The 25,544-nt window shown below is 52.7% G+C and carries 25 protein-coding genes; 11 read left to right on the top strand and 14 right to left on the bottom strand.

The genetic code is table 11. The annotated features are described in order from the left end of the window. Positions 1 to 3 precede the first annotated feature (3 nt). Complete coding sequence (locus tag ACZ51B_RS08345; protein WP_464296781.1) at positions 4 to 1,164, top strand: S41 family peptidase; 1,161 nt, start codon at positions 4 to 6, stop codon at positions 1,162 to 1,164. Here the strand turns inward: ACZ51B_RS08345 and ACZ51B_RS08340 are convergent. Genes ACZ51B_RS08340 through ACZ51B_RS08320 form a run of 5 tightly spaced genes read right to left on the bottom strand, consistent with a single transcriptional unit; the run spans position 1,161 to position 5,050 of the window. Continuing rightward, positions 1,161 to 1,910, bottom strand: a complete 750-nt coding sequence (locus tag ACZ51B_RS08340) for a class I SAM-dependent DNA methyltransferase (protein ID WP_464296780.1) — start codon at positions 1,908 to 1,910, stop codon at positions 1,161 to 1,163. The two genes, ACZ51B_RS08345 and ACZ51B_RS08340, sit on opposite strands and share 4 nt — an antisense overlap. 46 nt (positions 1,911 to 1,956) lie before the next feature. Beyond that, positions 1,957 to 2,688, bottom strand: coding sequence for a cytochrome c biogenesis protein CcsA (ccsA, locus tag ACZ51B_RS08335; RefSeq protein ID WP_464296779.1), 732 nt, complete (start codon positions 2,686 to 2,688; stop codon positions 1,957 to 1,959). Beyond that, complete coding sequence (locus tag ACZ51B_RS08330) at positions 2,685 to 3,359, bottom strand: heme exporter protein CcmB (RefSeq protein ID WP_464296778.1); 675 nt, start codon at positions 3,357 to 3,359, stop codon at positions 2,685 to 2,687. Before ACZ51B_RS08330 ends, ccsA begins: the two co-directional genes overlap by 4 nt. Beyond that, on the bottom strand, positions 3,337 to 3,918 hold the full coding sequence (locus ACZ51B_RS08325; protein WP_464296777.1) for an ABC transporter ATP-binding protein: 582 nt from the start codon (positions 3,916 to 3,918) through the stop codon (positions 3,337 to 3,339). The genes ACZ51B_RS08330 and ACZ51B_RS08325 overlap by 23 nt, the downstream gene beginning before the upstream one ends. A gap of 52 nt (positions 3,919 to 3,970) precedes the next feature. Beyond that, positions 3,971 to 5,050, bottom strand: coding sequence for a hypothetical protein (locus ACZ51B_RS08320; protein ID WP_464296776.1), 1,080 nt, complete (start codon positions 5,048 to 5,050; stop codon positions 3,971 to 3,973). 434 nt (positions 5,051 to 5,484) lie between these two features. Here ACZ51B_RS08320 and ACZ51B_RS08315 point away from each other — a divergent pair, with 434 nt between their 5' ends. Next, complete coding sequence (locus tag ACZ51B_RS08315) at positions 5,485 to 5,883, top strand: MerR family transcriptional regulator (protein ID WP_464296775.1); 399 nt, start codon at positions 5,485 to 5,487, stop codon at positions 5,881 to 5,883. Beyond that, entirely contained in the window at positions 5,880 to 6,878 is a 999-nt protein-coding gene (locus ACZ51B_RS08310; RefSeq protein WP_464296774.1) for an aldo/keto reductase, read from the top strand. The genes ACZ51B_RS08315 and ACZ51B_RS08310 overlap by 4 nt, the downstream gene beginning before the upstream one ends. A gap of 71 nt (positions 6,879 to 6,949) precedes the next feature. On the opposite strand, the gene ACZ51B_RS08305 is transcribed toward ACZ51B_RS08310, so the two are convergent. The 4 genes from ACZ51B_RS08305 to lepA all read right to left on the bottom strand — a co-directional run bounded on the left by ACZ51B_RS08305 (position 6,950) and on the right by lepA (position 11,233). Next, positions 6,950 to 7,813 (bottom strand): prepilin-type N-terminal cleavage/methylation domain-containing protein, encoded by an 864-nt coding sequence (locus tag ACZ51B_RS08305; protein ID WP_464296773.1) that lies wholly within the window; start codon positions 7,811 to 7,813, stop codon positions 6,950 to 6,952. Between the two features lie 285 nt (positions 7,814 to 8,098). After that, positions 8,099 to 8,701: a PEP-CTERM sorting domain-containing protein gene (locus ACZ51B_RS08300; protein ID WP_464296772.1), complete on the bottom strand. Its 603-nt coding sequence runs from the start codon at positions 8,699 to 8,701 to the stop codon at positions 8,099 to 8,101. Positions 8,702 to 8,795: 94 nt separating this feature from the next. Next, entirely contained in the window at positions 8,796 to 9,386 is a 591-nt protein-coding gene (locus tag ACZ51B_RS08295) for a zinc-dependent metalloprotease family protein (RefSeq protein ID WP_464296771.1), read from the bottom strand. A gap of 50 nt (positions 9,387 to 9,436) precedes the next feature. Further along, complete coding sequence (gene lepA, locus ACZ51B_RS08290; RefSeq protein ID WP_464296770.1) at positions 9,437 to 11,233, bottom strand: translation elongation factor 4; 1,797 nt, start codon at positions 11,231 to 11,233, stop codon at positions 9,437 to 9,439. Between the two features lie 156 nt (positions 11,234 to 11,389). Between lepA and ACZ51B_RS08285 the strand changes: the two genes are divergently transcribed. Continuing rightward, on the top strand, positions 11,390 to 12,013 hold the full coding sequence (locus tag ACZ51B_RS08285; protein ID WP_464296769.1) for a hypothetical protein: 624 nt from the start codon (positions 11,390 to 11,392) through the stop codon (positions 12,011 to 12,013). A gap of 34 nt (positions 12,014 to 12,047) precedes the next feature. On the opposite strand, the gene galA is transcribed toward ACZ51B_RS08285, so the two are convergent. Next, entirely contained in the window at positions 12,048 to 14,870 is a 2,823-nt protein-coding gene (galA, locus tag ACZ51B_RS08280) for a beta-galactosidase GalA (protein ID WP_464296768.1), read from the bottom strand. Positions 14,871 to 14,958: 88 nt separating this feature from the next. After that, positions 14,959 to 16,179, bottom strand: coding sequence for an AAA family ATPase (locus ACZ51B_RS08275; RefSeq protein ID WP_464296767.1), 1,221 nt, complete (start codon positions 16,177 to 16,179; stop codon positions 14,959 to 14,961). A 409-nt stretch (positions 16,180 to 16,588) separates the two neighbouring features. Here ACZ51B_RS08275 and ACZ51B_RS08270 point away from each other — a divergent pair, with 409 nt between their 5' ends. From ACZ51B_RS08270 to tssD, 7 genes are all read left to right on the top strand, one after another. Continuing rightward, positions 16,589 to 18,397, top strand: coding sequence for an OmpA family protein (locus tag ACZ51B_RS08270; protein WP_464296766.1), 1,809 nt, complete (start codon positions 16,589 to 16,591; stop codon positions 18,395 to 18,397). A 52-nt stretch (positions 18,398 to 18,449) separates the two neighbouring features. Then, positions 18,450 to 19,235, top strand: a complete 786-nt coding sequence (locus ACZ51B_RS08265) for an ABC transporter permease (protein WP_464296765.1) — start codon at positions 18,450 to 18,452, stop codon at positions 19,233 to 19,235. After that, positions 19,235 to 20,059, top strand: a complete 825-nt coding sequence (locus ACZ51B_RS08260) for an ABC transporter ATP-binding protein (protein WP_464296764.1) — start codon at positions 19,235 to 19,237, stop codon at positions 20,057 to 20,059. Before ACZ51B_RS08265 ends, ACZ51B_RS08260 begins: the two co-directional genes overlap by 1 nt. 29 nt (positions 20,060 to 20,088) lie before the next feature. Continuing rightward, the gene (locus ACZ51B_RS08255) at positions 20,089 to 20,997 is read left to right on the top strand and encodes a hypothetical protein (RefSeq protein WP_464296763.1); all 909 of its coding nucleotides are present in this window, start codon (positions 20,089 to 20,091) and stop codon (positions 20,995 to 20,997) included. Positions 20,998 to 21,008: 11 nt separating this feature from the next. Further along, entirely contained in the window at positions 21,009 to 21,680 is a 672-nt protein-coding gene (locus ACZ51B_RS08250) for a hypothetical protein (RefSeq protein WP_464296762.1), read from the top strand. 114 nt (positions 21,681 to 21,794) lie between these two features. Next, the gene (locus ACZ51B_RS08245) at positions 21,795 to 22,721 is read left to right on the top strand and encodes a hypothetical protein (RefSeq protein ID WP_464296761.1); all 927 of its coding nucleotides are present in this window, start codon (positions 21,795 to 21,797) and stop codon (positions 22,719 to 22,721) included. An 86-nt stretch (positions 22,722 to 22,807) separates the two neighbouring features. Next, on the top strand, positions 22,808 to 23,398 hold the full coding sequence (gene tssD, locus ACZ51B_RS08240; protein ID WP_464296760.1) for a type VI secretion system tube protein TssD: 591 nt from the start codon (positions 22,808 to 22,810) through the stop codon (positions 23,396 to 23,398). A gap of 46 nt (positions 23,399 to 23,444) precedes the next feature. Here tssD and ACZ51B_RS08235 read toward each other — a convergent pair whose 3' ends face one another. The 3 genes from ACZ51B_RS08235 to dapB all read right to left on the bottom strand — a co-directional run bounded on the left by ACZ51B_RS08235 (position 23,445) and on the right by dapB (position 25,534). Next, positions 23,445 to 23,951, bottom strand: coding sequence for a peptidylprolyl isomerase (locus ACZ51B_RS08235; protein ID WP_464296759.1), 507 nt, complete (start codon positions 23,949 to 23,951; stop codon positions 23,445 to 23,447). Positions 23,952 to 24,030: 79 nt separating this feature from the next. Beyond that, positions 24,031 to 24,690 (bottom strand): hypothetical protein, encoded by a 660-nt coding sequence (locus ACZ51B_RS08230; protein ID WP_464296758.1) that lies wholly within the window; start codon positions 24,688 to 24,690, stop codon positions 24,031 to 24,033. A 31-nt stretch (positions 24,691 to 24,721) separates the two neighbouring features. After that, the gene (gene dapB / locus ACZ51B_RS08225; RefSeq protein ID WP_464296757.1) at positions 24,722 to 25,534 is read right to left on the bottom strand and encodes a 4-hydroxy-tetrahydrodipicolinate reductase; all 813 of its coding nucleotides are present in this window, start codon (positions 25,532 to 25,534) and stop codon (positions 24,722 to 24,724) included. Positions 25,535 to 25,544: the final 10 nt, after the last annotated feature.

Here is a 25,544-nt window from a genome sequence, read left to right as displayed (position 1 = left end):
GAAATGCCTCTAAGTCCACTTTTCCTAGCCGTCTTCGCCATGCACGGACAGAGCACCGACTACGCCGACACGTGGAAAAAAGTCGATTCGGCGATTCGGGGCCGATACTACGCCCGGGTTCAACGAGAAGCCGAGATGGATCGGCTCTTAAAGAAATACGAGCCGCTTGCGAAGGCCGCGAAGACAAAAGATGAGTTTCGCGATACGGTGAAGAAGATGATCGTGGAGTTCAAGGATTCCCACTTTGACCTTCTGACGGAAGCGGATCAAGGCTACTACATGATGGATTCTCTGCTGAAGCAGAAGAATGCAGCTCAGATGCCCAACATCGGAGCCTGGTTCAAGAAAGTTTCAGACGATGGCTACACAGTACAGATGGTGCTGGAAGGCTCAAGTGCCGAGAAGGCAGGACTTCGCAAGGGAGATCTCGTGATGACCATTAACGGGAAACCATTCAGCCCGGTGGCATCACTTGCGGAATCGGTGGGAAAGAAGGCAACTCTGCACGTAAGCCGGAAAGGGCAGTCCTTAGACATGGACGTTGAAGTGTCAAAGCAAATCGCGCTGGATATGTTCCTGGATGCGTCCAAAGCCAGTGCCAAGATCATCGAAAAAGACGGTAAGAAATACGGCTACTTCCACCTGTGGACGCAGGCTTCGGAAGACTTCAAGACCGCACTCTCGAATGCGGTTTATGGCAAGTTAAGCAAGACAGACGGCTTCATCTTGGACCTGCGAGACGGCTTTGGTGGGCGGCCAGAAGGCTACGCGGACCCGTTCTTCCGACCGGAATTGAACCTGACCTGGAACTCTTCGCCAACCGTAGGCTTCACTCAACTGTTCGGATATGGTCGTCCGTTGGTCACTCTCATCAATGAGGGATCTCGAAGTGCCAAGGAGATACTCAGCTACATTTTGAAGAAGAGCAAGCGTTCCACATTGGTCGGCTCCACCACGGCTGGGCATGTGCTCGGTACTTTCCCTCAGCGGCTCACCGACTGGTGCATCATCGAAATCCCAATCGTCGATGTTCTAGCCGACGGAGTGAGAATTGAGGGACATGGTGTCGCCCCTGATGTGGCACTACCAAACGAATTCGACGCGCAGAACAAAGATCTCGTTATCGAAGCAGGCCTCAAGCAGTTGGCAAAAATTCGGCACTAGGGCTTGATGGCCGCGTAGTGAAGGCGATCGCTCTTGTAGCGGGGTGGGTTGAGGGTGTAGCTGTGGTAAACACGGATCTGCTCAAAACCTGCCACCGCTAACATTTCTCGGATCTCTTCCTCATCGTAGGCCCGCTGTTGGTGAATCTCTTCAAACTCCTCGCCGCCTCGCCAGAACTTCATGGTGACGGTGATGACCTTGCTCTCCGCGTCCCAGTCACCTGTCCACTTGTATTTGAGTTTGGCGTTGGCCTTCAGGTTCTGCTGATCAAAGAGCTGAGCGTGGAAGGCATAGGCAGTATTGAGGTCAAAGATCCAGCTTCCACCCGAAGGAAGGTGCTGGAATACTCGGTGAAAAACGTTCTGAACACTCTCGGGGTCAAGGATGTTATTGAGGCTATCGAAGAAGCTTAGAGCAGCATCGTAGGTCTCGCCCATATCGAAACTGCTGGCATCGGCAACCGCATACCGAATATCCATCTTCTTCTTGGAGGCTTTACGCTCTGCCTCCTTGATCATCGCCCCCGAGAGGTCGAGGCCGGACATGGAGAAGCCTTCCTCGGTGAGCATCTCGCACATCGTGCCAGTGCCACAACACACGTCGAGGATGCGTCTGGGGTGCACATCTTGGTGAGCCAAGAGCAGAAGGTAATAGCTCACCCACATGTGATAGGGCACCGCCTTCATTAACTCATCGTAATAAGGCGCGACCGGGCCGAAACTGCTAACTGCTGGAGTCTCCGACATTACCTAGCTGTTACGGATCTTCTCTTCCAGTGCAGAGAGCTTTTGGTCAGTCTTGAGTTGATACAGAAACAGTCCGAACCACACGAGGAGTGGTGGAATCATTGCTATGAGCCAGTTGTTCATTTTTATTCTCCAAAAAGTCTTCTAGTTGCCGAACCCGAATGCGTGATTTGTAGATGGACGCCAGGAAGATTCCGACAAGCACGCACATCTGCATGAACGTCATGCGGTAGGTCGGGTCAAAACCGCCGTTGGGTGCAAGTAGGTTGGGATGAAGGGTCTGCACCAGGGGAAGTTTAGGATAGATGAAGAGCAGGAACAGCATTGGCATCGTCATCGACATAATGAACGCTGCGCTGTTGCCGGCCCTTTTCTCGCGATCCGTAAAGGCTGTGCGGATGCCAAAGTAGGCCCCTGCCATGAGCATGACGATAAAGAACGATGTCTGCCGAGGATCCCAAGTCCAGGGAGCACCCCACTGAACCTTTGCAAAAAGCATCCCAGTAAGCAGCGTAAGGATTCCCATTAGGATGGCAAGCTCCATGGTCACCTCAGCGCGGATGTCCCAATGCCGTTCCTTCGTGCGCAGGTATTGAAATGCAAAGAAGGGAGCAAGTCCAAGCAAGAGAATGGAGCAGATGATCGCGCACGGTAAATGATAGAAAATCATGCGTGCCAGTTCGGGTACTTGGAAGCCGGTTGCGTTTGGAACCCAGTAAGTGAGTGCCATTCCAAGAGGCATACAAACTGCCAGGAATATCTTAGTGATCAGTTTCAATTTTTCCAGACCGCCGCAAAGATGTAAGGGCCGATTGCAAAGCTCACGATCCCGTAACCAAAAAGCCCAACTGCTCCGTTGTAGCCTCCGTTCGATAGACCGTCTCCCAATGCGACTCGAATAGCTGTCACGCCTAGGGCGATGATGGGAAGTAGCAAGGGAAGCGCTACGGCCCCAGCAAGTGCTGCTCGGTTTGCGGCCTGTGCCACCAGGGCACTTGACAAGGTTACCCCCGCGGAAAGTGTTGCAGCACTGCCGATCAGAGATAGACCCAGCAGCAACGGGTCCGTCACCGGCATCCGTGCCAAAAGCACGAATAAGCCCGCGAGGAAGAAGCTCGTCACCATCATTAGGCCGAAATTGTAAAGCGCTTTCCCCCAAAAGACAGCATGAGGCCGAGCCGTGAGGCGTAGGAGATCGGCTGTTCCAAGCTCTTCCTCAACGAGAAACACTCTCGGCATGGCAACAATGCTCGCAAAGAGAAGGGCGACCCAGAACTGGCCGGCTGCTACCGTGCCACTCACGGTTTTGGAGAATGTAGAAAAAGCGATCGCTACGACCACCGTGAAACTGAAAAGTGTAACCGTGAGAATGCCGCTCTTGCTGCGAATCTCGGCGTTCCACTCCTTCTTCAAGATGGCCAGAATTTCAGGAGCCCAGGGCGAGTTCATGGGTCGCAAACCTCCGTTCAGATGGATCGTTGGTGGCCAGGATCACACAACCTCTCGTCAGTTGGTCTTTGACCACAGATTCAATCAAGGAACGCCCAGATTCGTCGAGACTCGCTCCAGGCTCATCGAGCATGAGAATGAGAGGTTTGGCTTGGATCGCCATCGCCAGCTTCACTCGCGCTTTCATGCCAGTCGATAATTGATAGGCTGGGAGCTTTCGCGCATCTTGCAGCGCAATGAAATTGATCAGCTCATCTGTACGTGCTGGACATCCGCGAAGGTCGCCTGTGAGCTGTAGATGCTCCTCCACGCTTAGCTGCGGGTAGAGAGACATCTCCAAAGCAGAGAGACCAAGTGAGAGACGAATGTCGCCTTCGGGATAGGTGATCTTGCCCTCGGTGGGTTGCTGGAGGCCAGACACAGTTTTCAGTAAAGTGGACTTACCTGACCCGTTGTTTCCCAAGACCAGCAAACAATCGCCCTGGCCGAGTTCAAAGCTGAGCTGCCGAAAGATCCAGCGCGAATCGTACCGCTTGCCCAACCCCTCAACTTTTAGCACTTAACAAGTATGACTCCCTCCCACACGCGATGTATGGGAGGGGCAATTCGACCTAGGGGTTTGGCGTGAGCAAGAACGAGCGAGTGACGCCGTTCAGCGTTCCAGTGCCAATAATTCGACCTGAGTCGTCGATACCCGATGCATCGGTAAGAACCCAACCACTGACCGCTGGTTTGATCTGGGTGTTCAAATCGTACATCTTGTTTTGGTAAAGCATGAATGCAGTGGAGGCGTTCGCTCGGCTACTTACTCCAACGACAGTGCCAAGGTTATTGATTCCCTTGGGTGTAACTCCGTCATCACCCGTGAGTGGGCTGAACGTGCTGGTTGTGCCTGCGCTATACAAGAACAGCTGGCTTGATGCACCATTAAGTGTTCCTGCAACCTGTGCGTTTGCATTCACCACGAGAGCAACACCTGGCGAAGTGCCTAGATTGGTGACAACACCGTTTTGCCAAAGCGCCGGAACTCGGACGCCTGCGGCGTCTGCACTTCCTACAATCTGGTCAGCATTATTGAGCGACTGAGCAAAGGTACCGGCGATGAAGCCGTTGGTGAATGTTGTGAAGGCACCGCCCTTGTATAGGCGTCCACTAATGATGATGTCGCCACTGTCATTGATGGAAGTTGCACTAGCCCGTGTGCCTCCCGAAGGAATGGGGAGCTGGGTAACAGTGCCGTTTTGGTAAATCACCGGGACGTACTGTTGGGTGTCAGAAGTGAAAACCGAGTAGGATGCTCCGACCGCAACGCCCGTTGCATTGACGCTATAAGCAATGCTCGAAACATGCCCTGGCAACTTTCCGAGGGAGGTCAAGGTGCCGTTGTCCCATAGGGTAGCAAGGCTGTCGGATCCGTCATTGCCAGAGACACCAACGAGCTGTCGGCTCTGGTTCATCGAAATGCCGTTGCTAGTTGCTTTCCCCGGGAGCGTCCCAAGATCGGTCAGGGCAAACGTAGGGCCAGTCTGACCCGCATTTGTGCCGCTAGAAGTTCCAGCAGATGAACCAGTTGAACTGCTTCCGCCGCCGCCACCACCACCGCATCCGGATAAAACAATGGTCGCGCCAAGCGACGAAGTGAATAGCAGTGCTGTTAGAGTCCGCATGTTGCGGCGAGTGAGCATTCTCATGATCTTCCTTCTCAATAAACGAGTTCAACGATGAACGAACCAATAGTATAGCTAAAAAGTAGCATCCCAAGGAGTCGGTTCTGTCGATATTCTAATAACTAGATTTCTCTTAGTGAGTCGATTGTTAAATAAAGAACTCTAGCCTAACGTTTTAATTCGCTAGACTAGAGTGATTACTTATCGGCGCTGATAAGCTGCGCGTGCAAACGCATATTTATACCAAGTGCAATGTAGATAGATGTGTCACAGAGAGAGACTGAATATCCTGCTGCAAAGTTCTGTGATCGCTTTAGCTTTTCGATGAAAAGTACTGAAGATATCAGCAATCCTGGCTCAAGGAAGTCCATCAGGCTGGGTATTTGAGTGAGGTGTAGTTCACTGTTTTTCAGAAAGGCTTGACTTAGAGCGCACTCTAAGATCGTAGACTTCATTCAATGGTACAGGAACTCACGATTCAGATGGCATCGGATGCGGTCGGAATCAGTGTTCACACCCTGCGTTACTACGAAAGAGCAGGACTGCTCGATGGAGTTGAAAGACTCCCAAGCGGACACCGAAGGTACACGGAGAACGATCTTAACCGCGTCCACTTTCTGATCAAGATGCGAACGACAGGGATGAGCATCCAACAGCTGAAAGAGTATGTCGATGCAGTAAGGAAAGGAGATGAGACCATCCCTCTCCGCCTGGACATGATGAAAGCGCATCGCCAAATCGTGCTCGACAGAATAGCGGACTTGGAGAACTGTTTGTCCGTGATTGATATGAAGATCTCCCGCTACAACGAATCGACTGGTGAATTCCTGGCCTGCCAAGAAGGAGAAAAGAGATGAAAACAAGAACAATCGGTGGTGTGCAGGTTGGCGCACTGGGCCTGGGCTGCATGGGGATGTCCTTTGCATACGGTGCAGGCGACGACGAACAATCCATCCAGGTGCTCAATCGGGCGTTGGATTTGGGAATCAACTTCTGGGACACAGCAGACATCTACGGCCCCGAAAAGAACGAGCGACTTCTCGCCAACGTCTTGAAGACGCGCCGCGATGAGGTTTTCCTAGCGACGAAGTTCGGAATCGTATACGACCCATCAATGACTTCACACCAACATAAGGTCACCCCACAGGGAGGCCGGATCATCGATGGAACGCCCACCTATATTGCTCAGGCCGTAGAAAAAAGCCTTCAGCGATTAAATGTCGATGTAATCGATCTCTACTACCTGCACCGAGTCGATGCCGATACACCTATAGAAGAAACGGTTGGCGCGATGGCAAGGCTGATCGAGCAAGGCAAAGTGAAACACATCGGACTCTCTGAAGCGAGCGCTGCAACTCTTCGACGCGCTCACAAGGTTCATCCAATCACTGCTCTGCAATCGGAATACTCAATCTGGAGCCGCGACATAGAGCCAGAAATCTTGCCAACGGCCCGCGAACTCGGGATCACTTTGGTGCCCTACAGCCCCGTCGGACGAGGATTCCTCACAGGCGAAATCAAAAGCCCCAATGATTTTGCTGCCGATGACTTCCGGAGAATCCTGCCAAGATTCCAAGGCGATGCGTTCCAAGAAAACCTTAAAATGGTGGACGTCATACAGGATTTGGCGAGCAAGAAAGGCTGCACCGCTGCACAACTGGCTCTTGCTTGGGTGCTCGCAAAAGGTGAAGACTTGATTCCCATCCCTGGAACCAAGCGGCTTAAATATCTGGAAGAGAACGCCGCATCAGCAGACATCAACCTTTCAAGCGAAGAGGAAAATGCTCTCTCAGCATTGGCTCCCACCGGAGATCGATACGCACCCGAGATGATGAAAATGGTGAGTATCTAAGCCTCACAAACAAGCCGTGCCAGCTGCAATAGCAACTGGCACGCTTGGGAGAGTTGGAGCGAACCGAGCTCTTACTGGATGTCCCAGAGATACTTGGTAGCGAAGTCTGCGTTAGGCGTAGCGTTTCCGCCAGTCACACCCTTGTCGTCAACCGTGACGTTTGTTCCAGCAGTCAGAGCGCTGAGCTTCATCTTCTTAACGTGTCCGTCAACGAATGCTACGATCGCAGAATTCGATGCGTGTGAGGAAACTCCGCCAGTGTTAGCGCCAGCTTCTGGCTTGGTAACACCAAGACCGAATGCCGTTCGCCAGTCAACTCGGCAAGCAGCGTTAACCGTGCCACAGATTGGAGCCTCAACTTCAGCCCAGTAAGGAGTGATCAAGCCAGATTTCTCAGCGGCATCCGAAGCAGCCTCGGTGATTCCGAACTTGCTTGTCAGTAGGATCGTGTCTGCAGGTGCAGCTGGAGCTGTCTGCGAAACAGGAGTCTGGATACCAGATGAGTTGACTGGCGAGAGAGCGCTGTAGTTGTAGCCGTACTGTGGGAAAAATGCCTGTGCATCAACACCAGCTGCCTGGATGTTGTCTGGAAGGACTGTGTAAGCGATCGCGTTAGGAGTCGAAGTTCCTGTTGGATCGTCGAGGATCTTGCCGTTCTTCATGTAAGGCTGAACACTGTAAGCCCATGTTGAAACAACTGCAGTTCCGAGCTTGATGCCCTTAGCTGCGCTGAAGTTTCCAGCGATTGGCATAGTGTCATCGGAGCTATCGCCGTACATGATGATTCCAAGTGCCAACTGCTTTGCGTTGCTGATACTTGCGGAAGCCTTAGCCGCTGACTTTGCCTGAGCAAAAACAGGGAAGAGGATAGCTGCCAAGATGGCGATGATCGCAATAACGACCAAGAGTTCGATGAGTGTAAACGCTTTTTTCATTCCTATAAGACCTTAGATGTTTGCTCCCTTAAGTGAGAGTCTTAACACTTCATATGACGTGTTTAAATTGAAAAATTGCAGAAATTCGCAAGACATTTTTCAATAATTGTCACAAATCGATCTTAGGATTTCAAGTTTTTGGAAAGACGTAGCGCTTGTAAATGTTAAGAGGGGTTTGAAGGCCTGAATAGTTCGCCTTTTTCGGAAAATACCGATTTCGATCATCAAAACACATAAAAATGCCCTGATTCTGCGATCCGCATGAATCAGGGCCCGGAAAGAAGATTAGCCTTTGATCTGGCGTCGTCGTCGAATGATGCCAAGTACACCAAGGCCAAGAGCAGCCATCGATGCAGGTTCTGGAACTGGATTCATCTGAACATTGTCTACAAGAGCTCCATAGCTGTCGGAGATGCCTTCGCCTTGGAAAGACAGCTTGTGGCTGCCAGCGGTTGGAACATGAACCATGAAGCTCGCTGTCTTCATACTTGTCATCGTCGGGGATAGCGACAACATTGTGTTGTTGTCCCACAGTACGTTCAGCTTCGCGCTGAGAGGGTCGACACCGTTTCGCTTGGCGTATTCGAAGGAGATCGTGTAGTTTCCGCCGGTCAGGTTGAGGGTTTGGCTCACCTTGGCGTTGTGATTAGCATCCAGCTCCAATACATCTTTCTGGTCGTAACCAGTGACCCCGTAAACACCACCATGACCTACTTCGATCAGATCCGTTTCCGCCGTCCAACCGGGAATGCTTGAGAAGAACTGCCAGCTTCCATTTCCGAAAGCACTGTGATCTTCGAAGCTACCGTTGCTGATGAGATTGGCTTGTGCCGCGAGAGGAGCCATTGCGATTGCCGAAAAGATAAGGGTTAGGTTCTTGATTTTCATTTTCTTGCTTCCAATTCGTTGTATGAAAAGGAAAGGTGCAAGAAATTCGCCAAATCGGGAGAGGATCAAAAACCTAGGATTTGAACCAGACCAGCTACTTTAGATGATGTGCAACGCGTCGCCTACAGGAAGAGCAAAAGCGATTCCATTGGTTATCAGCGGTCTTAATGGTCCCTTTTGCATCGTTCATCACGCACGGCACGTGTGGGCAGTGCGGTAACCCGAAGGTATGCCCAATCTCATGATTCACCGTGTTTTGAAGTCGAAATCGAAAGGTCGTCTCAGTGGCTCGCTTGGCATGCATGCGAAACGTAGACACCACACAAGCTTTCCCCCCAAGCTGCCCAAGCCCCAGAACACCCCAATCTTTGATCTTGCCATTGTTGGTTGAGATGTCTTGGGCAGTGAGCCCGATGATCTTGCTGCTACTCGAAGGGACAAGAGCATCAAGGTCCACCAGGAGCTTCTCCGCTCGATACCTGTTTCTAGGTGAGTAGTAGGCAGCTTTGGGCAAGGGTCTCGCCGGAAGGATCTCAACAGATGCTCGGAACATCCGTTCAATCCCTTTTCGGGCAGTGTTCAGGCTAGACCGAGAGATGTTTCCGTAAGGTTGGAGCGCAATTTTTGTCTCTCCAGAATCGTCTCGCGTTGGAGAAAACAGAACTGCGAAGACGAGGGACAACATCGTGAAGTAAGTCTAACCCCTTCACCCAAGCGAAGGGGTTAAGATAGGTCTTACTCCGCGACTTTCAGAACGCTGAGGAAGGCTTCCTGAGGCAGTTCGATGGAGCCAATCTGCTTCATTCGCTTCTTACCTTCTTTCTGCTTCTCCAGAAGTTTGCGCTTTCGGGAGATGTCTCCGCCGTAGCACTTGGCAATAACGTTCTTTCGGAACGGCTTGACGCTATCCGCAGAAATAACCTTGGCACCAATAGCAGCCTGAATTCGAACCTCGTACTGCTGACGAGGAACAACCTTCTTCAACTGCTCCACCATCGCGCGACCTCTGTTATAGGCAAAGTCTCGGTGGACAATGAACGAGAGAGCGTCAACAGGATCGCCGTTCAGCAGAATGTCTAACTTAACCAGATCCGCAGCTTGGTAGCCAGCAATATCATAGTCAAAGCTCGCGTACCCACGCGTCTGCGACTTCAGCTTGTCAAAGAAGTCGAGCAGGATTTCACCCAAAGGCAGCGTGTAGTGCAAGATGACTCGCTGAGGGGTTGGGTACTCCGTGCGGGTGTAAGTGCCACGGCGCTCCTGACAGAGGGTCATGACGGCACCAACATACTCGTTCGGCACCATGATCGTTGCCGTAACGATCGGCTCCTCAATCAAATCCAGTTCGTTTGGCTGAGGGAACTCCGTTGGGTTAGAAATATGCTCCTGAGTCCCGTTCTTCCAGGTGACCTTATAGTCAACCGAAGGAGCCGTAAGGATCAGATCAAGCCCAAACTCCCTCTCCAATCGCTCGCGAGCGATCTCCATGTGGAGCAGTCCCAAGAATCCGCACCGGAAACCAAAGCCCAAAGCAGCAGAGGTTTCAGGCTCAAAGTCCAGCGAAGCGTCGTTCAGGCGGAGCTTGTCGATCGCGTCTCGCAAGTCTTCGTACTGATCTCCATCGCTCGGATAGAGGCCGCAGAAAACCATGCTGAGAGCCTTTCGGTAACCAGGCAGAGCATCCGGTGCAGGGTTGGCAGCGCTGGTCACCGTGTCACCCACACGGGCGTCACCAATCGACTTCATCGCGGCCGTAATGAAACCTACTTCTCCAGTGGAAAGCCCCTCATCAACCGTCAATCCAGGGCTAAAGTGGCCCGTGGAGTCGATGACGTGCTTGCCGCCTGTTGCCATCATCTGGATGGTCTCGCCCTTCTTCACAGAGCCGTCTTTGATACGGACATAAGCAACTGCGCCCTGATACGCGTCAAAGTGCGAATCGTAGATCAGAGCTCGCAAAGGCGCATCAGGATTTCCGACAGGAGGCGGAATTCGCTCGACAACGGCTTCTAGAATCTCATCAATACCAATTCCAGCTTTCGCCGAACAGGGGATTGCGTCCGAAGCATCAATGGCCACTGCGCTCTCAATCTCTTCTCGTGCCCGCTCAATATCTGCGTGAGGCAGGTCAATCTTATTGATGACCGGCACGATCTCCAGATTCTGGTTCATCGCCATATTGGCGTTGGCAATGGTCTGAGCCTCCACACCCTGGCTGGCGTCGACAACCAGGAGCGCACCCTCACAAGCAAACAACGCACGAGAGACTTCATAAGTAAAGTCCACGTGCCCTGGCGTGTCGATGAGGTTGAGCTGATAGGTCTCACCGTTGCGAGCTGTATACAGCAGGCGCACGGCAGCCATCTTGATGGTGATGCCGCGTTCACGCTCAATGTCCATCGAGTCGAGCATTTGTTCTTGCGCGGTACCACGAATGGCGCCACAACGTTCGATGAGGCGGTCGGCAAGGGTGCTCTTCCCGTGGTCAATGTGCGCGATGATGCAGAAATTGCGAATGTGCGCCTGGTCCATGGGGGTTTAACTGACCTTAGATTCTACCGTTTACCCATGGCTCTTTGTATGGTTCGGCGTAATCCTGGGAGTTTCGCCGCGTCTTGTTGGTGGCAATAAATTTTGTTTGAACGCATTTTGCGAAATCAAACACTTACTGCCTGAAGGTCAAAGACAATGAACCGAGAGACAAAACCAGGTCGGATTGAACTCAAGATGGTACAGATCCCATCGCCGTGTTCGGCAGATTGGGACGCAATGGATGATCACGGAAAGGCGCGGCACTGTGCGCAATGCGACCACCTGGTGTACGACCTGTCTCAGTTCACAAAAGCAGAAGCTGAGGAACTCATCAACACTTCTGAAAAACTTCCTTGTTTGCACTGCGCGTTCGCCCCAGATGGCACCCCTATTACCAAAGATTACAAACCACCCTTCAGAACTCGAATCGTCTGGCTCGCAGCCTCGCTCGTCGCTCTCATTGCTGGAGGGGGCAGCGCCCAAGCACAAAACTCCCCAACACATGGGACAAAGAACGTGGCGAAATCCAAAAAGGCCCCTCAAAGAGGACAGCCCACTTGCTCAACACCCACTAAGAAGCCAACGGTGAAACAAACCGTGAAGCGCACACTCGGCAAAATCCGAATAGCTCCCAAACTGCCGCAGAAGCCCACTGCTTTCGTCGGAGAGATCGCTCCGACCAAGGTACCGATGGCAACCACTGGGATCTCTGCGATCAAACCAGCTCCCAAGCCTGCCCCAAAGAAAACCAAAACAAAGGTCGTACCCAAAAAGAAATAGGGCCGCCTCGTTGAGGCGACCCTAATCTTGGGGCTTACTTGCTGCGAATAACTACTTCCGCCGTCTTCACGCCCTTCGACTTTGCTCGAAGAACGATTCTGCCGCTGGTCTTCGTACTCTGAACAATGACCTGAGCGTATCCATTAAACAAGCTGCGTGACCACTTCGGTGTTGGTGCAGGAGTAGAGAGCGAAACGCCGCCTCCAACGCCACCGCCTCCACCTGTGTTCTGGACCACGATGGCAATCACGTTCTTTCCGGGCTTGATCTGCTTGCCAATATCACCAGCAAACGGCTCATTCCACACCTTGGTCTGCCCAATCAGCTTGCCGTTCAGATAGATCCAGCCTCGGTCGTCGCACTGACCGATGTTGAGCATCATCGGCTGTCCGATCTTAGAAGCGTCCACCTGGAACGTGCCTCGGTAAACACCAATCTGTCCTGGCTTCAGATCCTGCGCTGATCCATCCACATCTGCCGCACCCCACTTGGAGTCGTCGAACTCAGGACCGGTCTCGGCAAGATTCTCCGTGGAACTCACCACAAACTTCTTCCAAGCGGAGATAGGGGTTCGTGAAGGATATGTGATGAACTGATCGGGCTCGTGGCTGCTCGGGTCACCGTTGCCCACACCGATAATGCGTCCCTCACCCTCAATCTCAAACTCAACCGGAATGTTCGCAGTCGGAACGTGGTTGCCGTTCGAGTCCAGAGTAGAGATGGCTACCATCGAAACGTCGTTGTTATCTGCTTGAATCTCACTTCTATCGGGAGAGATAGCAAGAGTTGCAGCATCGCCGGTTGTCACGATTTTCTCCGTGAGAAGGAGATCATTGCCCTTGTAGGACTTAGCAACCAACTCACCCGGTGCGTAAACAACCTTCCATTCCGCGTGCCCGTTCTTCTTAACGGTCTTAACGCCTTGACTCTTTCCGTTCAAGAACAGCTCAACTTTCTCGGCGTTCGTATGTGCCCAAACGTCAATGGTCTTGCCTTCCTTGCCGGGCCAGTTCCAGTGAGGGAATAGGTGCAGCACAGGCTTCTCTGACCACCAAGCTTGGTAGTAGAAGGCCGTGTCTTTAGGGAATCCACACGTGTCGAGCACCCCAAAGTGAGAGTTGATGCAGGGCCATTGATAAGGAGTCGGCTCACCCCGGTAGTCAAACCCGGTCCAAACAAATGCTCCGCCAAGCCATTCTCGGTCATCAAAGAAGCTCCACCAGTCTTCAGCAAGCGCGCCCCAACCTGGACGGTTCACATCATAGGCAGAAACGTAACCTCTGGCAGGGTCGTTCTCATAGATCCCACGAGTTTCCAAAGAGCTGGCTTCCTCGGTTCCAAACAAGAACTGACCAGGATGCGCCTTCCGATACTGATCAATCGAGTTCGTACCGATGTTCTTGTAGTTAAACCCTCGGAGATCCACCACCGTATTCATGCCGGTAGCATTCGATCCGTGGTTGGAGGCGTAAGTCGTGGGCCGAGTCGGATCAAGCTCCAAAACCACACGCCGCATGGTGCGTCCAACTGAAGCAGCGCGATCACTCATGCCATCTGGTTCTTCATTGCCAAGAGACCACATGAAGATGCTCGGGTGGTTTCGGTCCCGCATCACCAGCCGTCGCAACTGCCCCAAAATCTCTTCAGACGTCCCCAGAATTCGGTTCTCGTCCATCACCAGCAAGCCCAACCGGTCACAAGCATCAAGGAGCTCAGGTGTGGGTGGGTTATGCGATGCGCGGTAAGCGTTGAATCCGTACTTCTTCAACTGCTCCAGGCGGTAGCTCTGAATTCGATCCGGCAACGCACTGCCCACTCCAGCATGGTCCTGGTGGTTGCAAGCGCCTCGGATCTTGATATGCTTCCCGTTCAGGAAGAAGCCTTTATCCTTGTCAAAAAGAAGTGTCCGAACACCGTGGTTCACACTCACCTGATCCACAACGGATTTTCCTTCGGTGACTTCTACGCCAACCTTGTACATGAACGGATCTTCCAAAGACCAGAGGTGAGCCTTGGGGATGGTGATGGTCTGTACGGTGTCCTTCTTCTGCCACGGCTCTAAGTGGAAAGGGATCGCTTTGGCAGAACCAACACCAGCAATGCTCGGCTTCACGGTTCCATCAACAGGCGCGTAGGAATCGTTGACCACAGTCGACCGGATTGTCACGACTGCACTGCCGCCCTTCACTTCACTCGTGGCAAAAACGCTATTCTCCACCAAATGCGTAGGCTCAGTCTTGTTGAGCCACACGTGTCGGTAAATGCCGCCACCTTCGTAGAACCAACCCTCGGCAGCAGTCGCATCGCAACGTACAGACAGCGTGTTCTTGCCATCGTAGTTCAGCAAGTCCGTTATGTCTGCGTTAAAACCGATGTAGCCACTCTGGTTATGAGCAAGTTGGTGACCATTGAGCCAAACAATCGAGTCACGAAAAACGCCATCGAACTGAAGGCTTAGTCTGCGACCACGGTCACTGGCGGGAATGGTGAACGTCTTTCGGTACCAGCCAATAGAGGTCTCAGGAAAATCTCGTCCCACTGGCTTGTAACCATGGCTATCCAGGTTTGGAGAGTCGCTCTTCACAAACGGAAGCTCCACCACCCAGTCATGTGGGAGCTTTACCGTTCGCCACTCGCCATCATTAAAGCCGTTGCCAGCCGGACCCTCAGATTGGCCCGCCTTCGCGTTGCCAAAGCCGAGACCGTACCAATAGTCTTTGATCTGGTCAGACGAATTACCAAGGGCAAATTTCCAGTTCTCGTCGAACGAGATGTGTTCTCTCGTCGTTGGTGAAACCCCCTGATGGTTCAGGAGCGGTACCAAAAGGGCAAGCATCGGAAGCATGCCCTGGAGCATACATGAGGAGCCTCACCAAATCGAATGGATGATCGTTGTGAACTTGTTCGATCAACCACCCGATTTGCCGTGGGATCAAGAAGAAACTTCAGTCGTCATCTTCATCGGTCGGCGCAGGGAGAAGCGGCTCCGACTTCATCTGGCTCAACAGATTCGTCGTCATCCCAACCATGATGGCCCCCATCGAACCCGGTTTTCTGTCACCCATCCAAGCCACCATCGCAGAAACACACAGCTCTTTGAGATACGCAAACGAGAACCCGTCAGTAGCTGCCGCAACGTCGCCGTATTCGTCCTCACTCAGCCTCAGATCCGCTTCCCAGCACGCCGTATAAGTCATCAGGAACCGAAGTCGCTCTTCCAACTTAGGCAACTCAAAGGTGAGCTTCCGATCAAACCGGCTTGGCCGCTCCAGCAGAGCAATATCCAGCTTCTCCGGGTGGTTTGTGGTGGCAACCGTGAGAATCCCGTTGTTTGAAGCAAACCCATCCAACTCGTTCAAAAAGAACGAGAGGTTGTCTCTATCAACCAGAGAGTCCAGATCCTCCATAACCAAGATGCACGGCGCACTAGCCCGAGCTCGCGAGAACACACGCTCAATGTTCTGATGGATCGTTCCCCGATAAGACTTGAACGAGCGCACGTACAGACATGGCACGTTCAGCCTGTTAACCAGAGCCTTGATCGCATGGGTTTTCCCGTTCCCAGGTGGACCAAACAACAGCACTCCGCGCTTCCAAGCGATCCCATACTTGTCATACAACTCCTTGGAGGCAAAGAAGTCCTCGAAGTTGCGCAGCAGCTCCGCTTCAAACTCCTTGGGCAACACCAGAGACTCGAGCTTTGCCGAGGCGATCTGCTTCTTCAACTCGTCGTCCCGACGCCACATTCCGCCTTGGAAGATCAGAATCGACCCCTGGACGTCCGTGTTCCAACGGCACACCTTCGCAAAGAACTGCTCCGCCACATGCGCAAGCGGCGCAAGGATGCAATAGCGCCGGCCGCAATCGATGGGATAGCGCACGAGATAAAGTTGATGCCCCTGCCAGTGCACTTCAAGCAGCGCGACAATGGGCGTCGATTGGACCTTAGACATCCACTCAAGATCAACTTGCGCGTGAGTCGAGTCCAAAGGAATCACGTTGCAAAGCCCCGCCTTGGCGTAAGCCAGTGGGTCAAAGTCGTAATCCTCGGTCTCAACGACCGCATATTCTGAATAGTAGTAGGCCAGCTGCTGGCTAATGTAATAGCTGCGCTTGGCGTCAAGCATGCCGAGAGAGTCAGTTAAGATTTGGGTTAAAGATTTCATCAAGCGATTTGCCACGCAGGCAAGGAAGTTTCATCAACGAACAGGCGTCTCGCGGAGAAAGTGCGCGAGAGGAGCGGAGCTATATGCCTGTGGGATGGAGTCGCATGACGGACATTCATTAAGCCTGAAACAGAGGGACATCGGCTAGGTCGCTCGCAAACAATGCGCCCTTTGGACTATCGGTTTTTGCAACCTCAAGACGCGATTCACTGTATCTATCCCCTGGACGCTGTCCTTTCACAATGCTCAACACATTTGTCCTGCAAAGCCGATCAAGTTCCCGCCGGGGTGACTTATTGAGACAAAGAACGCTACTATTGCCACAGAGTTCAAAAACGGCTATCAAGTTCACTTGCAACTCAAGTGTGTTGAGAGACTGGAAACAGAACGTTCGATTGGAGAATAACGAATGCGACTGAAATTGTCGGGCAAAATTGCCGTACTGATCATCGTCTTAGGCCTCGTCATTGGCGTTGCCCGAGTGACGGGCCTGCTGTCTAAGCTGATGCCTGAGGCAAAGACCGAAGCGTCGAGTGTTCCGGTAGGCGCAACGCTCCCGGATATGAAGTCGTCCGACGGCAGCAACGCGAGCTACACGATGCCGGGAACCGAAGCCGGATGCTCCGACAAACCTGAAGTTCGCATGCTCGGTTATGCATGGAACGGCCAGATCGGCCTCCACTTTGCAAACGGCGGCGCACAGGCCACGCAGGGAAGTCTGATGTGTAAGTACGGCGTCAACCTCAAGTGGGCACGTCAGGACAACAACGATAAGCTCCAGGAAGGGCTCGTCACGTTCGCTACTGCACTGAGCCGAGGCGAAGCAAACCCAACCGAAGGCGTCCACTTCGTCACCATCATGGGCGACGGTGGTGCAGTGTTCCTCAAAGGCTTAAACGACGCTCTTAAGCGACTCGGACCTGAATACCAAGCCAAGATCGTGGGCGCCATCGGATACTCACGTGGCGAAGACAAGTTTATGGGACCCGCTTCATGGAAGCAAAGCCCAATCGCCAGCCGAGGTGGAGTGGTCGCCGGTGTTATCCGAGACGGAGACTGGAACATCGCTATGAAGTGGCTGGGCGACAATGGTCTAAAGAACAACCCAGACGAAAAGACGTACGATCCCGATGCTTTGAACTGGATCAACGCAAGCGACTACCTAGACGCTTGCCAGAAGTACATCACGGGCTACACCGAAACCCGACCGGTGGTTCGCAACGGACACAAGACGGGCGAGACTAAGACTATCAAGGTAGATGCAGTTGTCACCTGGACCCCTGGCGACGTTCAAGTAGCCAAAGAGAAGGGCGGCATCATCTCGATTGTATCCACGAAGGAATACGCATCGCAGATGCCCTGCGTAGTGATCGGTATCGACAAGTGGATGAAGAATAACCGCGGGCTTGTTGAAGGAATGCTCCACGCAATTGCCGACGGCGGAGACGCCGTTAAGTCCAGCGCAACCGCACTCCGAAAGGCCTCTGAAGTAAGCGACAAGGTCTATCAAGAGAAGAACACAGGGCCAGAGTATTGGGAGAAGTACTACAAAGGCACCACTGAAAAGGACAAGACTGGCCTGCAGGTTGATCTAGGCGGCTCCTCAGTCAACAACCTCTCCGACTCCATGCTGGCATTCGGCTTGGTCAAGGGAAGCAGCAACCTGGTCGCTGCAACCTATAAAGTCTTTGGAGACATTGTCGTTTCGCAGTATCCAAGCCTTCTTCCTAACTACCCTTCGCCAGATCAGGTGATCGACACTTCCTATATCGCCGCAGTGGTAAGGGGCTCCGCTCCGACTCCAACCCAGATCAGTACAAGCGCAACGAACTCCGGCCCTAAGAAGGAAGGTGTTCCAGTCCCTGTCAGTAAGCGAAAGTGGAACATCCCATTCGAAACAGGTCGGGCTGTATTCACAAGCGCTGCCTACAGAGACCTAGAAAAACTCCGCCGAGACCTTCTGGTCGCAAGCGGAACTACAGTCGAGATCCACGGACACACCGACAATCAGGGCGACCCGAACAAGAACATGGAACTCTCCGAAGCACGTGCCTTCGCAGTTCAAAAGTGGCTTCAAAAGCAGTTCCCCGTCAACTTCCCTGAGGGTCGTGTCCAAGTCTTTGCTCACGGTCAGACTAATCCTGTGGCTCCCAATGCAACCGCTGCTGGAAGAGCTCAGAATCGACGCGTCGAAGTCTGGATTATCTCCAAGCAGTAACCTGATCTGAGATTCACGAGGGGAACCCAGGTTCCCCTCACAAATTTAACCCATGCCAGTGCTCGACTACTTCGTTCCAAACAAGAAGATCTCGGCCAACTCAAAACGCCTGCTCATCGTCGTGCAGATTGCAGTTGCCATTCTTATATGGCTCAATTCGCCCTTTAAGATTCTTCCAAAGCCACAAGAGGTTGCAGCAGCATTTGGGCAACTATGGATGAGTGAGGGATTAGGTCCGGAGCTTGTAAGGAGCTTTGAACTCAATTTGATGGCCTTGCTCTACAGCACGATTATCTCCATCGGGCTGGCTTATCTCACAGTGATGCCGTTCTTCCGACCCATTGCAGCAGCTATCTCTAAAGGGCGATTCCTTAGCTTAGCGGGCTTCAGCATCATCTTCACATTCGCATTCGGTGGCGGGCGGCCGCTTCAAACCTCCATGCTCGTGTTTGGTATCACGGTGTTCTATCTCACCTCAATGTCGTCCGTGGTCTCCTCCATACCCAAAGCGGATCTGGACCATGCCCGAACGCTGAGAATGAGTGAGTGGCGCGTAGTTTGGGAAGTGGTTGTCCTTGGCACGGTGGATAAGGCATTTGAAGTACTTCGGCAGAACGCAGCAATCGGCTGGATGATGCTCACAATGGTGGAAGGCATCGTCCGCTCGGGTGGGGGCGTGGGTGTGATGCTCCTCAATGAGATGAAGCACTTCAAGCTAGCAGAGGTTTATGCAATCCAGCTCGCCATCCTCTTGGTCGGTCTGTTCCAAGATGGCATCATCGTCGGTATTCGCAAGCTCGTCTGCCCATACGCAGACCTCACGGTGGAGAAGAAGTAATGGATAAGTTGCCTTTCGAATACCGTGAGACGCTTCTCAAGATCGACGGGGTCAACAAGTCTTACGATGGAGTTCCGATTCTTCGCGATCTCAATGCAGAGATTAAGAACATCGTGCGTCCAGGTTGCGAACAAGGACAAATCGTTGCAATGCTGGGTCCATCCGGCATGGGTAAGACCACGCTATTCCGCATTCTCGCCGGCATGGAAGCTCCCGACTCCGGAAAAGTCAGTCTAGAGAACGGGGAGCCCGTCAAACGCGGGGAAGTAGGCGTTGTCGCCCAACACTATCCACTTTTCGCGCACCGCACCGTCATGGGCAATCTGGTAGTCGCTGGCAAACAAATCCGGCTGAGTAGCGCCGAAGCGCAGAGCAAAGGGCAAGTGTTGCTCAATCGATTCAATATCGAGGAGCATGCGAACAAGTACCCTGCGCAGCTCTCAGGTGGTCAACGTCAACGTGTGGCCATCGCCCAGCAGTTCATGTGCAGCGAGAACCTTTTGCTGATGGACGAACCATTTTCCGGTTTGGATCTTCTCGCACAAGAGCAGGTCATTGAGTTCATCAACGAGATGGCGCTGAGCAGCGAAAAGAGCACCTTCGTGATCGTCACCCACGACATCAGTGCCGCCCTAGCCGTGGCTGATACCGTGTGGGTGCTGGGGCGAGATCGCGATGAAAGCGGAAAGGTCATCCCAGGAGCACGCATTCAACACACGTACGATTTAGCCGAGCGAGGACTTGCTTGGCAGAAAGGCATCACCGAAGAGCCAGAATATCTACAGTTGCGACGGGAAATACGCGCAGTGTTCCCCACGCTATGACTCGGGTTTGGTACAGTGATTGAGCCTAGATGCCAGCGAAGAACAAGTACGTAGAGGCCTTCAAGGAGAACTTCAACACCATTCCGTTTGCAACGGCGGTGGCGGTTTCAGTTGCCTTCGGAAACCCATTGCCCCTTCTCGGAGCATTGGTCGCAGAAGCGGCGTATCTGCTGTTCCTCCCCGACTCGAAGTGGTACGACCGCAGACTCTCCGAACGGTACGACCAAGAAGTGGTGGAACGAAGAGAGAAACTGAAAGCCGAAGTTTTCCCAAGTCTCTCCAACTCAGTCCAGCTCCGTTTCAATCGACTTGAAACTGTACGAAACCAAATCAGCGCGCAGACCTTCGACGGCAAGCGTTGGTTCCGCGAGGTTTTGCGAAAGCTCGACTATCTCATGGAGAAGTTCCTGCTGTTCGCCACAAAGCAGGTTCAATTCGAAAACTACCTTCGCTCCGTGCTAGACGAGGTCGAGCAAAATACCAACTCGACACTCGAATTTCGAGACGAGCGAGGAGTCAAGAAGCGCCTTCCGCCAATTCCTGTACTCAACGATGAGGGCACTAAAAAGATCGTTGAGCGCATTCAGGAGAGCTACGGCAAAGAGATAGAAGCCATCGATCAAAACATGATGTCCGATGGCAATTTGCACAACCAAGCCGTGCTCGATAAGCGTAAAGAGATATTGATGCGACGCCAGCAGTACGTGGGGCGCATCGGAGAGATCCTGACGAACCTATCCCATCAGCTAAGCTTGATGGAGGATACGTTTGGGCTCATCAACGACGAAATCCGAGCTCGCTCACCCGAACAAGTTTTGGCCGATATTGAGGACGTTGTGTTCCAAAGCGACAATCTCGCAGAGACCCTGCAAGAAGTCGCGCCGTTTGAGCAGATGGACCTTGCCAAGGGAGCCAGCAAGCTCTACGATGCCCGATAAGAGATAAAGAAATGAGAATTAGTGACTCGTTGAAAAAGGCAGCTGGTCTGTTTGTCGAGCTACCAGAAGAAGCACAGCCAGCCGCAGAGTGGAATGTGATGGATGCTCCTGCTCCCACCCCGGCCGTACCCGTCCGAAAGACTGTCGAGCAGATCGTCCGTGACACCCCAGGGCCAAACCTCGACGAAATTCACGTGCCTTCAAACCCAACCGGTCCAGTGATCGCTCCAGACGGCACTGTAGATTACAAGGTGATCTACCAACTTGCAGGTCTTACCGAACCAACCTTCGCAGCCGAGCAGATGCTGGAACTTTTGGGTTCTCTCCCAAAGGAACTGCCCATCGAAACACGGCGGACAACAGTCAAGGTCACGCTGGAAGCCATGGCCAAGACGACCGAAGTCAGCTCCGAGTCGATCGTCGCCGACGCCTCCCGCAAGCTCGCCGCCCTAGCCGCCTACGCCACTAGCTACGTGAAGCAAGCGGACGACTACGTGGCGAAGACCGAGCAAGACATCGCCGTCCTAGAGCAGCAGATCGCTCAGCTACGGCAGCGCATCGCCGACACCAAAGAGAAGCAAACCCAAATGGTGGGAGCCTGCCAGTCCCAGTGCGATCACCTAGACGACGTCCTGGAGTTCTTCAGTCTCGATGTTCCTCCTTCAAAATATTCCGGCTCCTAGAAGCTGGAAAGCAATTCACACGTCTAGAGATAGCGGCCAGATGGAACGATAACGAGTAGCACAATCGTCTTTAATGAAGGTTGACGGGCATCTGCCGATCATCAAGAGTAAGTCATGAAGTTTCGTTTAGGTTGGTTAGGAGTTGTGTCGGCGACACTATTAGTGGGATGTGGTGGCAACACCGTCCCCAACAGCGGCTACTCGCCCACATCACCCGGGAACAGCATGGATAACTCTATGCGATCCGTAACGAACGACCCAGGCAGAAAAACTCCCGATGTCGGCGTCAACAGCCTCCTCAACGGACTCAAACCCTTCACGGAAAAGAGCTCCTGGTACCACGCCATCGATAAGTCCGGCGTGAGCTCAACCAGCCCGAAACTCATCGAGAAACTTGGCAAAGACATGACCCTCGACCTGGCATTTGGATTTAGTGGCAAGAAAGAAGACAAACCCTACGGCACCTCCTACACAGTCGTTCCAGGCGACACAGTCAGAACCATCGTGTTCGTAGACGGAGCAAAGGAGACAAAGCCCGAGGAAGTCCCGCTTCCCACCGATGCCATTCTCGACGGCAAGCGTCAAATCGTCATCGACAAAGACTCAGTAAAGTTATTCGAGGTGCGCGGTGCCAAGAAAGTTGGCGACAAAGTCACGGCAGACTTCGTCGGCACCTGGGATCTCAAATCCGATAAAACTGGAAAAGTCGCAGAGCTCCCATGGCTCGTAGGTCTCGCCCGGTACGACGATATTTCGACCGCCAAGGAGTTCAAACACGCCTTTGCAGTCACGCTCTCAAGTGTAGGAAAAGAAGGTGCCCCCACTGTTGGAGCGCGCCTCAGACTCAAGAAGTCTTACTCAGAAGAAAAACTGTCCCCCTCGGCAAAGATCTTTGTAAAAGCTCTCAAGAAGTACGGCATGTACGTTGCAGGTCCTGGCCCAGATCTTCAACTAAACGGTATTCCCGACGCGCGATGGAAGGATTCCGAATTGGCCGATCTAAAGAAAATTAAGTTAAGTGATTTCGATTTCGTAAAGTAACCCTTCTAGCCCAGTAAGGGCTATGATGACGGATGAAATTGGTGAGCACCATGAAGTGCTCGATCTGTATTTCATTGAGGAGATTTATGAAACGATTATCATTGACTGCAATTGCCTTGATTGCCGTAGTTGGAGCTGCTAACGCACAAGTAAGTTCGGTTTGGCTCAGGGTGGTAGGCCAGAAACAAGGCCAATTCAAAGGCGACAGTACCCAGAAGGGGCATGAGAACCAGATGAGTGTAGATTCCTTCGATCACACCATCATCAGCCCACGTGATGCAGCTACGGGGCTGCCAACTGGGAAGCGACAGCATAGGCCTTTCATGATCACGAAGACGGTAGCAAGCGGAGCATGGGTTCAGTTCCACCAAGCCCTCACCACCAACGAGAACTTGCCAGTAGTCTTCTTGGATATCTTCAGCACCCGAAACGACGGGCTTGCCGTGCTCGATAGAACCATCAAACTGACGAGTGCAAGCGTCGCGTCAATGGAAGACTTCTGGGTTCCCACGAGTGCAGACCGATCGATTCCCGGTCACCATGAAATGACTGTAACCCTCACGTATCAAAAAATCGAGTGGGATTGGCATCCATCTGGTCAGATGGCCGAAGATTCCTGGGCACAAAATCTAAGCCGACGAATCGGTGCAAAAATCGGTCGTCTCGCAATGCGCTGAGAATTGTTGTTCTCCCCCAGAGTCATTTGGGGGAGAACAAGGAAACTTATCGAGTTTCGAGAGTAGCAGACTCGATGATGGCAGGATTCTCAGGAAGCGGATTGTCTCGTCTGTCTCGCTTCAGAGCAACAATCTTATCCACAACATCCATTCCTTCAATCACCTGACCGTACGCCGTGTACTGGCCGTCGAGGTGCGTAGAAGTGGCAACCATCAGGAAGAACTGAGAGCCAGCAGAATTCGGATCAGAGGATCGGGCAGCGCTCAAAATGCCTCGAACGTGCTTCACATCGTTGAATTCAGCCTGAAGCCGAAAACCAGGACCACCCGTACCGTGGATCGATCGATCATCGCTCTTGGAGTTAGGGTCGCCGCCCTGGATCATGAAGCCAGGAATCACGCGGTGGAACTTGGTCCCATCATAAAAGCCTTCTGAAACAAGCTTCTTGAAGCTCTCTACGTGCTTCGGAGCATGCTCTGGGAAGAAGCTGAGGACGATATCGCCGAGATTGGTATGAAGAACGGCTACTTCCTCTGCAGTTGGATTATCCATCGTTCGATGGTACCGGACAACAAAAAAAGAAAGGTTGCCTCTCAGTCGAGAAGCAACCTTTCCGTGTAGTTTTTGTAGGTTAATCCTGAACGCGTTCGATGCGCATATCGCCCTCAATCACGAGCACAGCGTCGCCTTTATCGTCCAGATAGATCTCACCTGGCTTCTCAGTGCTGCCCTTTTCGGTTCGAGAAACCATGTTCAACTCAACATCTTTGTCGTTCACCTTCACCGTCTTCTTGCCAACATAGGTCAGTGTCACATCGGTCCATGCCATCTCCTGCATGCTAAACGACTGGTAGGTGATGGACTTGCCTGCCTCGGGTTTAATGGACCGGAACCAGAAATTGGTCTCGTCCACACGCGATGTCTTACTGGCTAGAGGGACCTCGTGTTCCTGCTTCTTATCACCATCAAGCGCAGTGATCTTGGCTCCGTCATCACTCAGCAAAGCCTTGAGCGTGACTTCCTTCTCCTCAAACTCAAGAACCGTCGTCTTGGACTTAATGACTCCGTCCTTGCCGTACTTCGATGTCTCCTTAACCGTGAACTTCTTGCCATCTTGCTTCAGCTCCAGCTTGTTCTCGTCCACAAAGCCATCGGTTTCATTGCCCGTGGTCTCCATGGTGCATGTTCCAACCTTTTCGCCTTTCTGGAAAACGTTGTACTTGAGCTCGGCAGACATCGCCGACGAAGCGACGAGGAGCAGACCAGTTAAAAGAAGGGATCGGAGACGCATAACTTAATAACGGCGCGTCTCCGAAAAATGTTCAGGAAAATAGAATTTTGTCGAGTCCAATGACCAGACCACTGAGACTTCGTACCTGACGAGCACAAAGCCGAACGCCTGGCATGAAGCTAATGCGGTCCATCGAGTCGTGGCGGATGGTAAGAGTCTCACCAGGAGCACCAAACATCACCTGTTGATGAGCCAGCAGACCCGGCAGGCGAATGCTGTGCACTGGAATGCCATTCACTTTCCCACCACGGGCACCCTCAGCCTTGATGATCTGCTGAGGACGTCGGGTCTGGTCTTGCGTCCGAGCCTCGCTGATCATATGCGCGGTCAGCATGGCCGTGCCGCTGGGAGCGTCTTCCTTCTTCTCATGATGAAGCTCAATAATCTCCGTATCTGGCATCCACTTAGCGGCCATCTCAGAGAACTTCATCATCAGTACGGCCCCGATCGCAAAGTTAGGAACGATCATCGCAGGGATGTTCAGCTCCCGGACCTCGGATCGGATTTCGCTCACGGACGTCTCAGACATACCCGTGCAGCCAATAACAGGACTGATGCCCCGCTTCAAAGCACTTGTAGCATGAGAGGCAGCGGCCGAGGGGTGTGACATGTCGATCAACACATCCACTTTCGTGCGGTCGAGCGCAGCACCCAACTTGTCCTCAATCACGAGGTCTGGAGCCAAAGGACCAGCAATGTCTCGGCAGTTCTTACCGGCACTGTTTCGGGAGATAGCAACGACGATTTCGAAACCTTCACTAGGGGTGAGCGCTCGAAGCGTCTCCGTTCCCATTCTGCCCGCCGCACCTACCACCGCGACGCGAATTTTTTCACCTTCATGCATGATCGCTTTT

The sequence above is a fragment of the Fimbriimonas sp. LA-C6 genome, from assembly GCF_055398105.1.
This window is presented reverse-complemented; position numbering and strand designations above follow the sequence as displayed.

What these genes read in the sequence shown, in the direction of transcription:
- ACZ51B_RS08345 (WP_464296781.1), top strand. Translation starts at nt 4, where the DNA reads ATGCCTCTAAGTCCACTTTTCCTAGCCGTCTTCGCCATGCACGGACAG.
- ACZ51B_RS08340 (WP_464296780.1), bottom strand. Translation starts at nt 1,910, where the DNA reads ATGTCGGAGACTCCAGCAGTTAGCAGTTTCGGCCCGGTCGCGCCTTAT.
- ACZ51B_RS08330 (WP_464296778.1), bottom strand. Translation starts at nt 3,359, where the DNA reads ATGAACTCGCCCTGGGCTCCTGAAATTCTGGCCATCTTGAAGAAGGAG.
- ACZ51B_RS08320 (WP_464296776.1), bottom strand. Translation starts at nt 5,050, where the DNA reads ATGAGAATGCTCACTCGCCGCAACATGCGGACTCTAACAGCACTGCTA.
- ACZ51B_RS08315 (WP_464296775.1), top strand. Translation starts at nt 5,485, where the DNA reads ATGGTACAGGAACTCACGATTCAGATGGCATCGGATGCGGTCGGAATC.
- ACZ51B_RS08310 (WP_464296774.1), top strand. Translation starts at nt 5,880, where the DNA reads ATGAAAACAAGAACAATCGGTGGTGTGCAGGTTGGCGCACTGGGCCTG.
- ACZ51B_RS08305 (WP_464296773.1), bottom strand. Translation starts at nt 7,813, where the DNA reads ATGAAAAAAGCGTTTACACTCATCGAACTCTTGGTCGTTATTGCGATC.
- ACZ51B_RS08300 (WP_464296772.1), bottom strand. Translation starts at nt 8,701, where the DNA reads ATGAAAATCAAGAACCTAACCCTTATCTTTTCGGCAATCGCAATGGCT.
- ACZ51B_RS08295 (WP_464296771.1), bottom strand. Translation starts at nt 9,386, where the DNA reads ATGTTGTCCCTCGTCTTCGCAGTTCTGTTTTCTCCAACGCGAGACGAT.
- lepA (WP_464296770.1), bottom strand. Translation starts at nt 11,233, where the DNA reads ATGGACCAGGCGCACATTCGCAATTTCTGCATCATCGCGCACATTGAC.
- ACZ51B_RS08285 (WP_464296769.1), top strand. Translation starts at nt 11,390, where the DNA reads ATGAACCGAGAGACAAAACCAGGTCGGATTGAACTCAAGATGGTACAG.
- galA (WP_464296768.1), bottom strand. Translation starts at nt 14,870, where the DNA reads ATGCTCCAGGGCATGCTTCCGATGCTTGCCCTTTTGGTACCGCTCCTG.
- ACZ51B_RS08275 (WP_464296767.1), bottom strand. Translation starts at nt 16,179, where the DNA reads ATGAAATCTTTAACCCAAATCTTAACTGACTCTCTCGGCATGCTTGAC.
- ACZ51B_RS08270 (WP_464296766.1), top strand. Translation starts at nt 16,589, where the DNA reads ATGCGACTGAAATTGTCGGGCAAAATTGCCGTACTGATCATCGTCTTA.
- ACZ51B_RS08265 (WP_464296765.1), top strand. Translation starts at nt 18,450, where the DNA reads ATGCCAGTGCTCGACTACTTCGTTCCAAACAAGAAGATCTCGGCCAAC.
- ACZ51B_RS08260 (WP_464296764.1), top strand. Translation starts at nt 19,235, where the DNA reads ATGGATAAGTTGCCTTTCGAATACCGTGAGACGCTTCTCAAGATCGAC.
- ACZ51B_RS08255 (WP_464296763.1), top strand. Translation starts at nt 20,089, where the DNA reads ATGCCAGCGAAGAACAAGTACGTAGAGGCCTTCAAGGAGAACTTCAAC.
- ACZ51B_RS08250 (WP_464296762.1), top strand. Translation starts at nt 21,009, where the DNA reads ATGAGAATTAGTGACTCGTTGAAAAAGGCAGCTGGTCTGTTTGTCGAG.
- ACZ51B_RS08245 (WP_464296761.1), top strand. Translation starts at nt 21,795, where the DNA reads ATGAAGTTTCGTTTAGGTTGGTTAGGAGTTGTGTCGGCGACACTATTA.
- tssD (WP_464296760.1), top strand. Translation starts at nt 22,808, where the DNA reads ATGAAACGATTATCATTGACTGCAATTGCCTTGATTGCCGTAGTTGGA.
- ACZ51B_RS08235 (WP_464296759.1), bottom strand. Translation starts at nt 23,951, where the DNA reads ATGGATAATCCAACTGCAGAGGAAGTAGCCGTTCTTCATACCAATCTC.
- ACZ51B_RS08230 (WP_464296758.1), bottom strand. Translation starts at nt 24,690, where the DNA reads ATGCGTCTCCGATCCCTTCTTTTAACTGGTCTGCTCCTCGTCGCTTCG.
- dapB (WP_464296757.1), bottom strand. Translation starts at nt 25,534, where the DNA reads ATGCATGAAGGTGAAAAAATTCGCGTCGCGGTGGTAGGTGCGGCGGGC.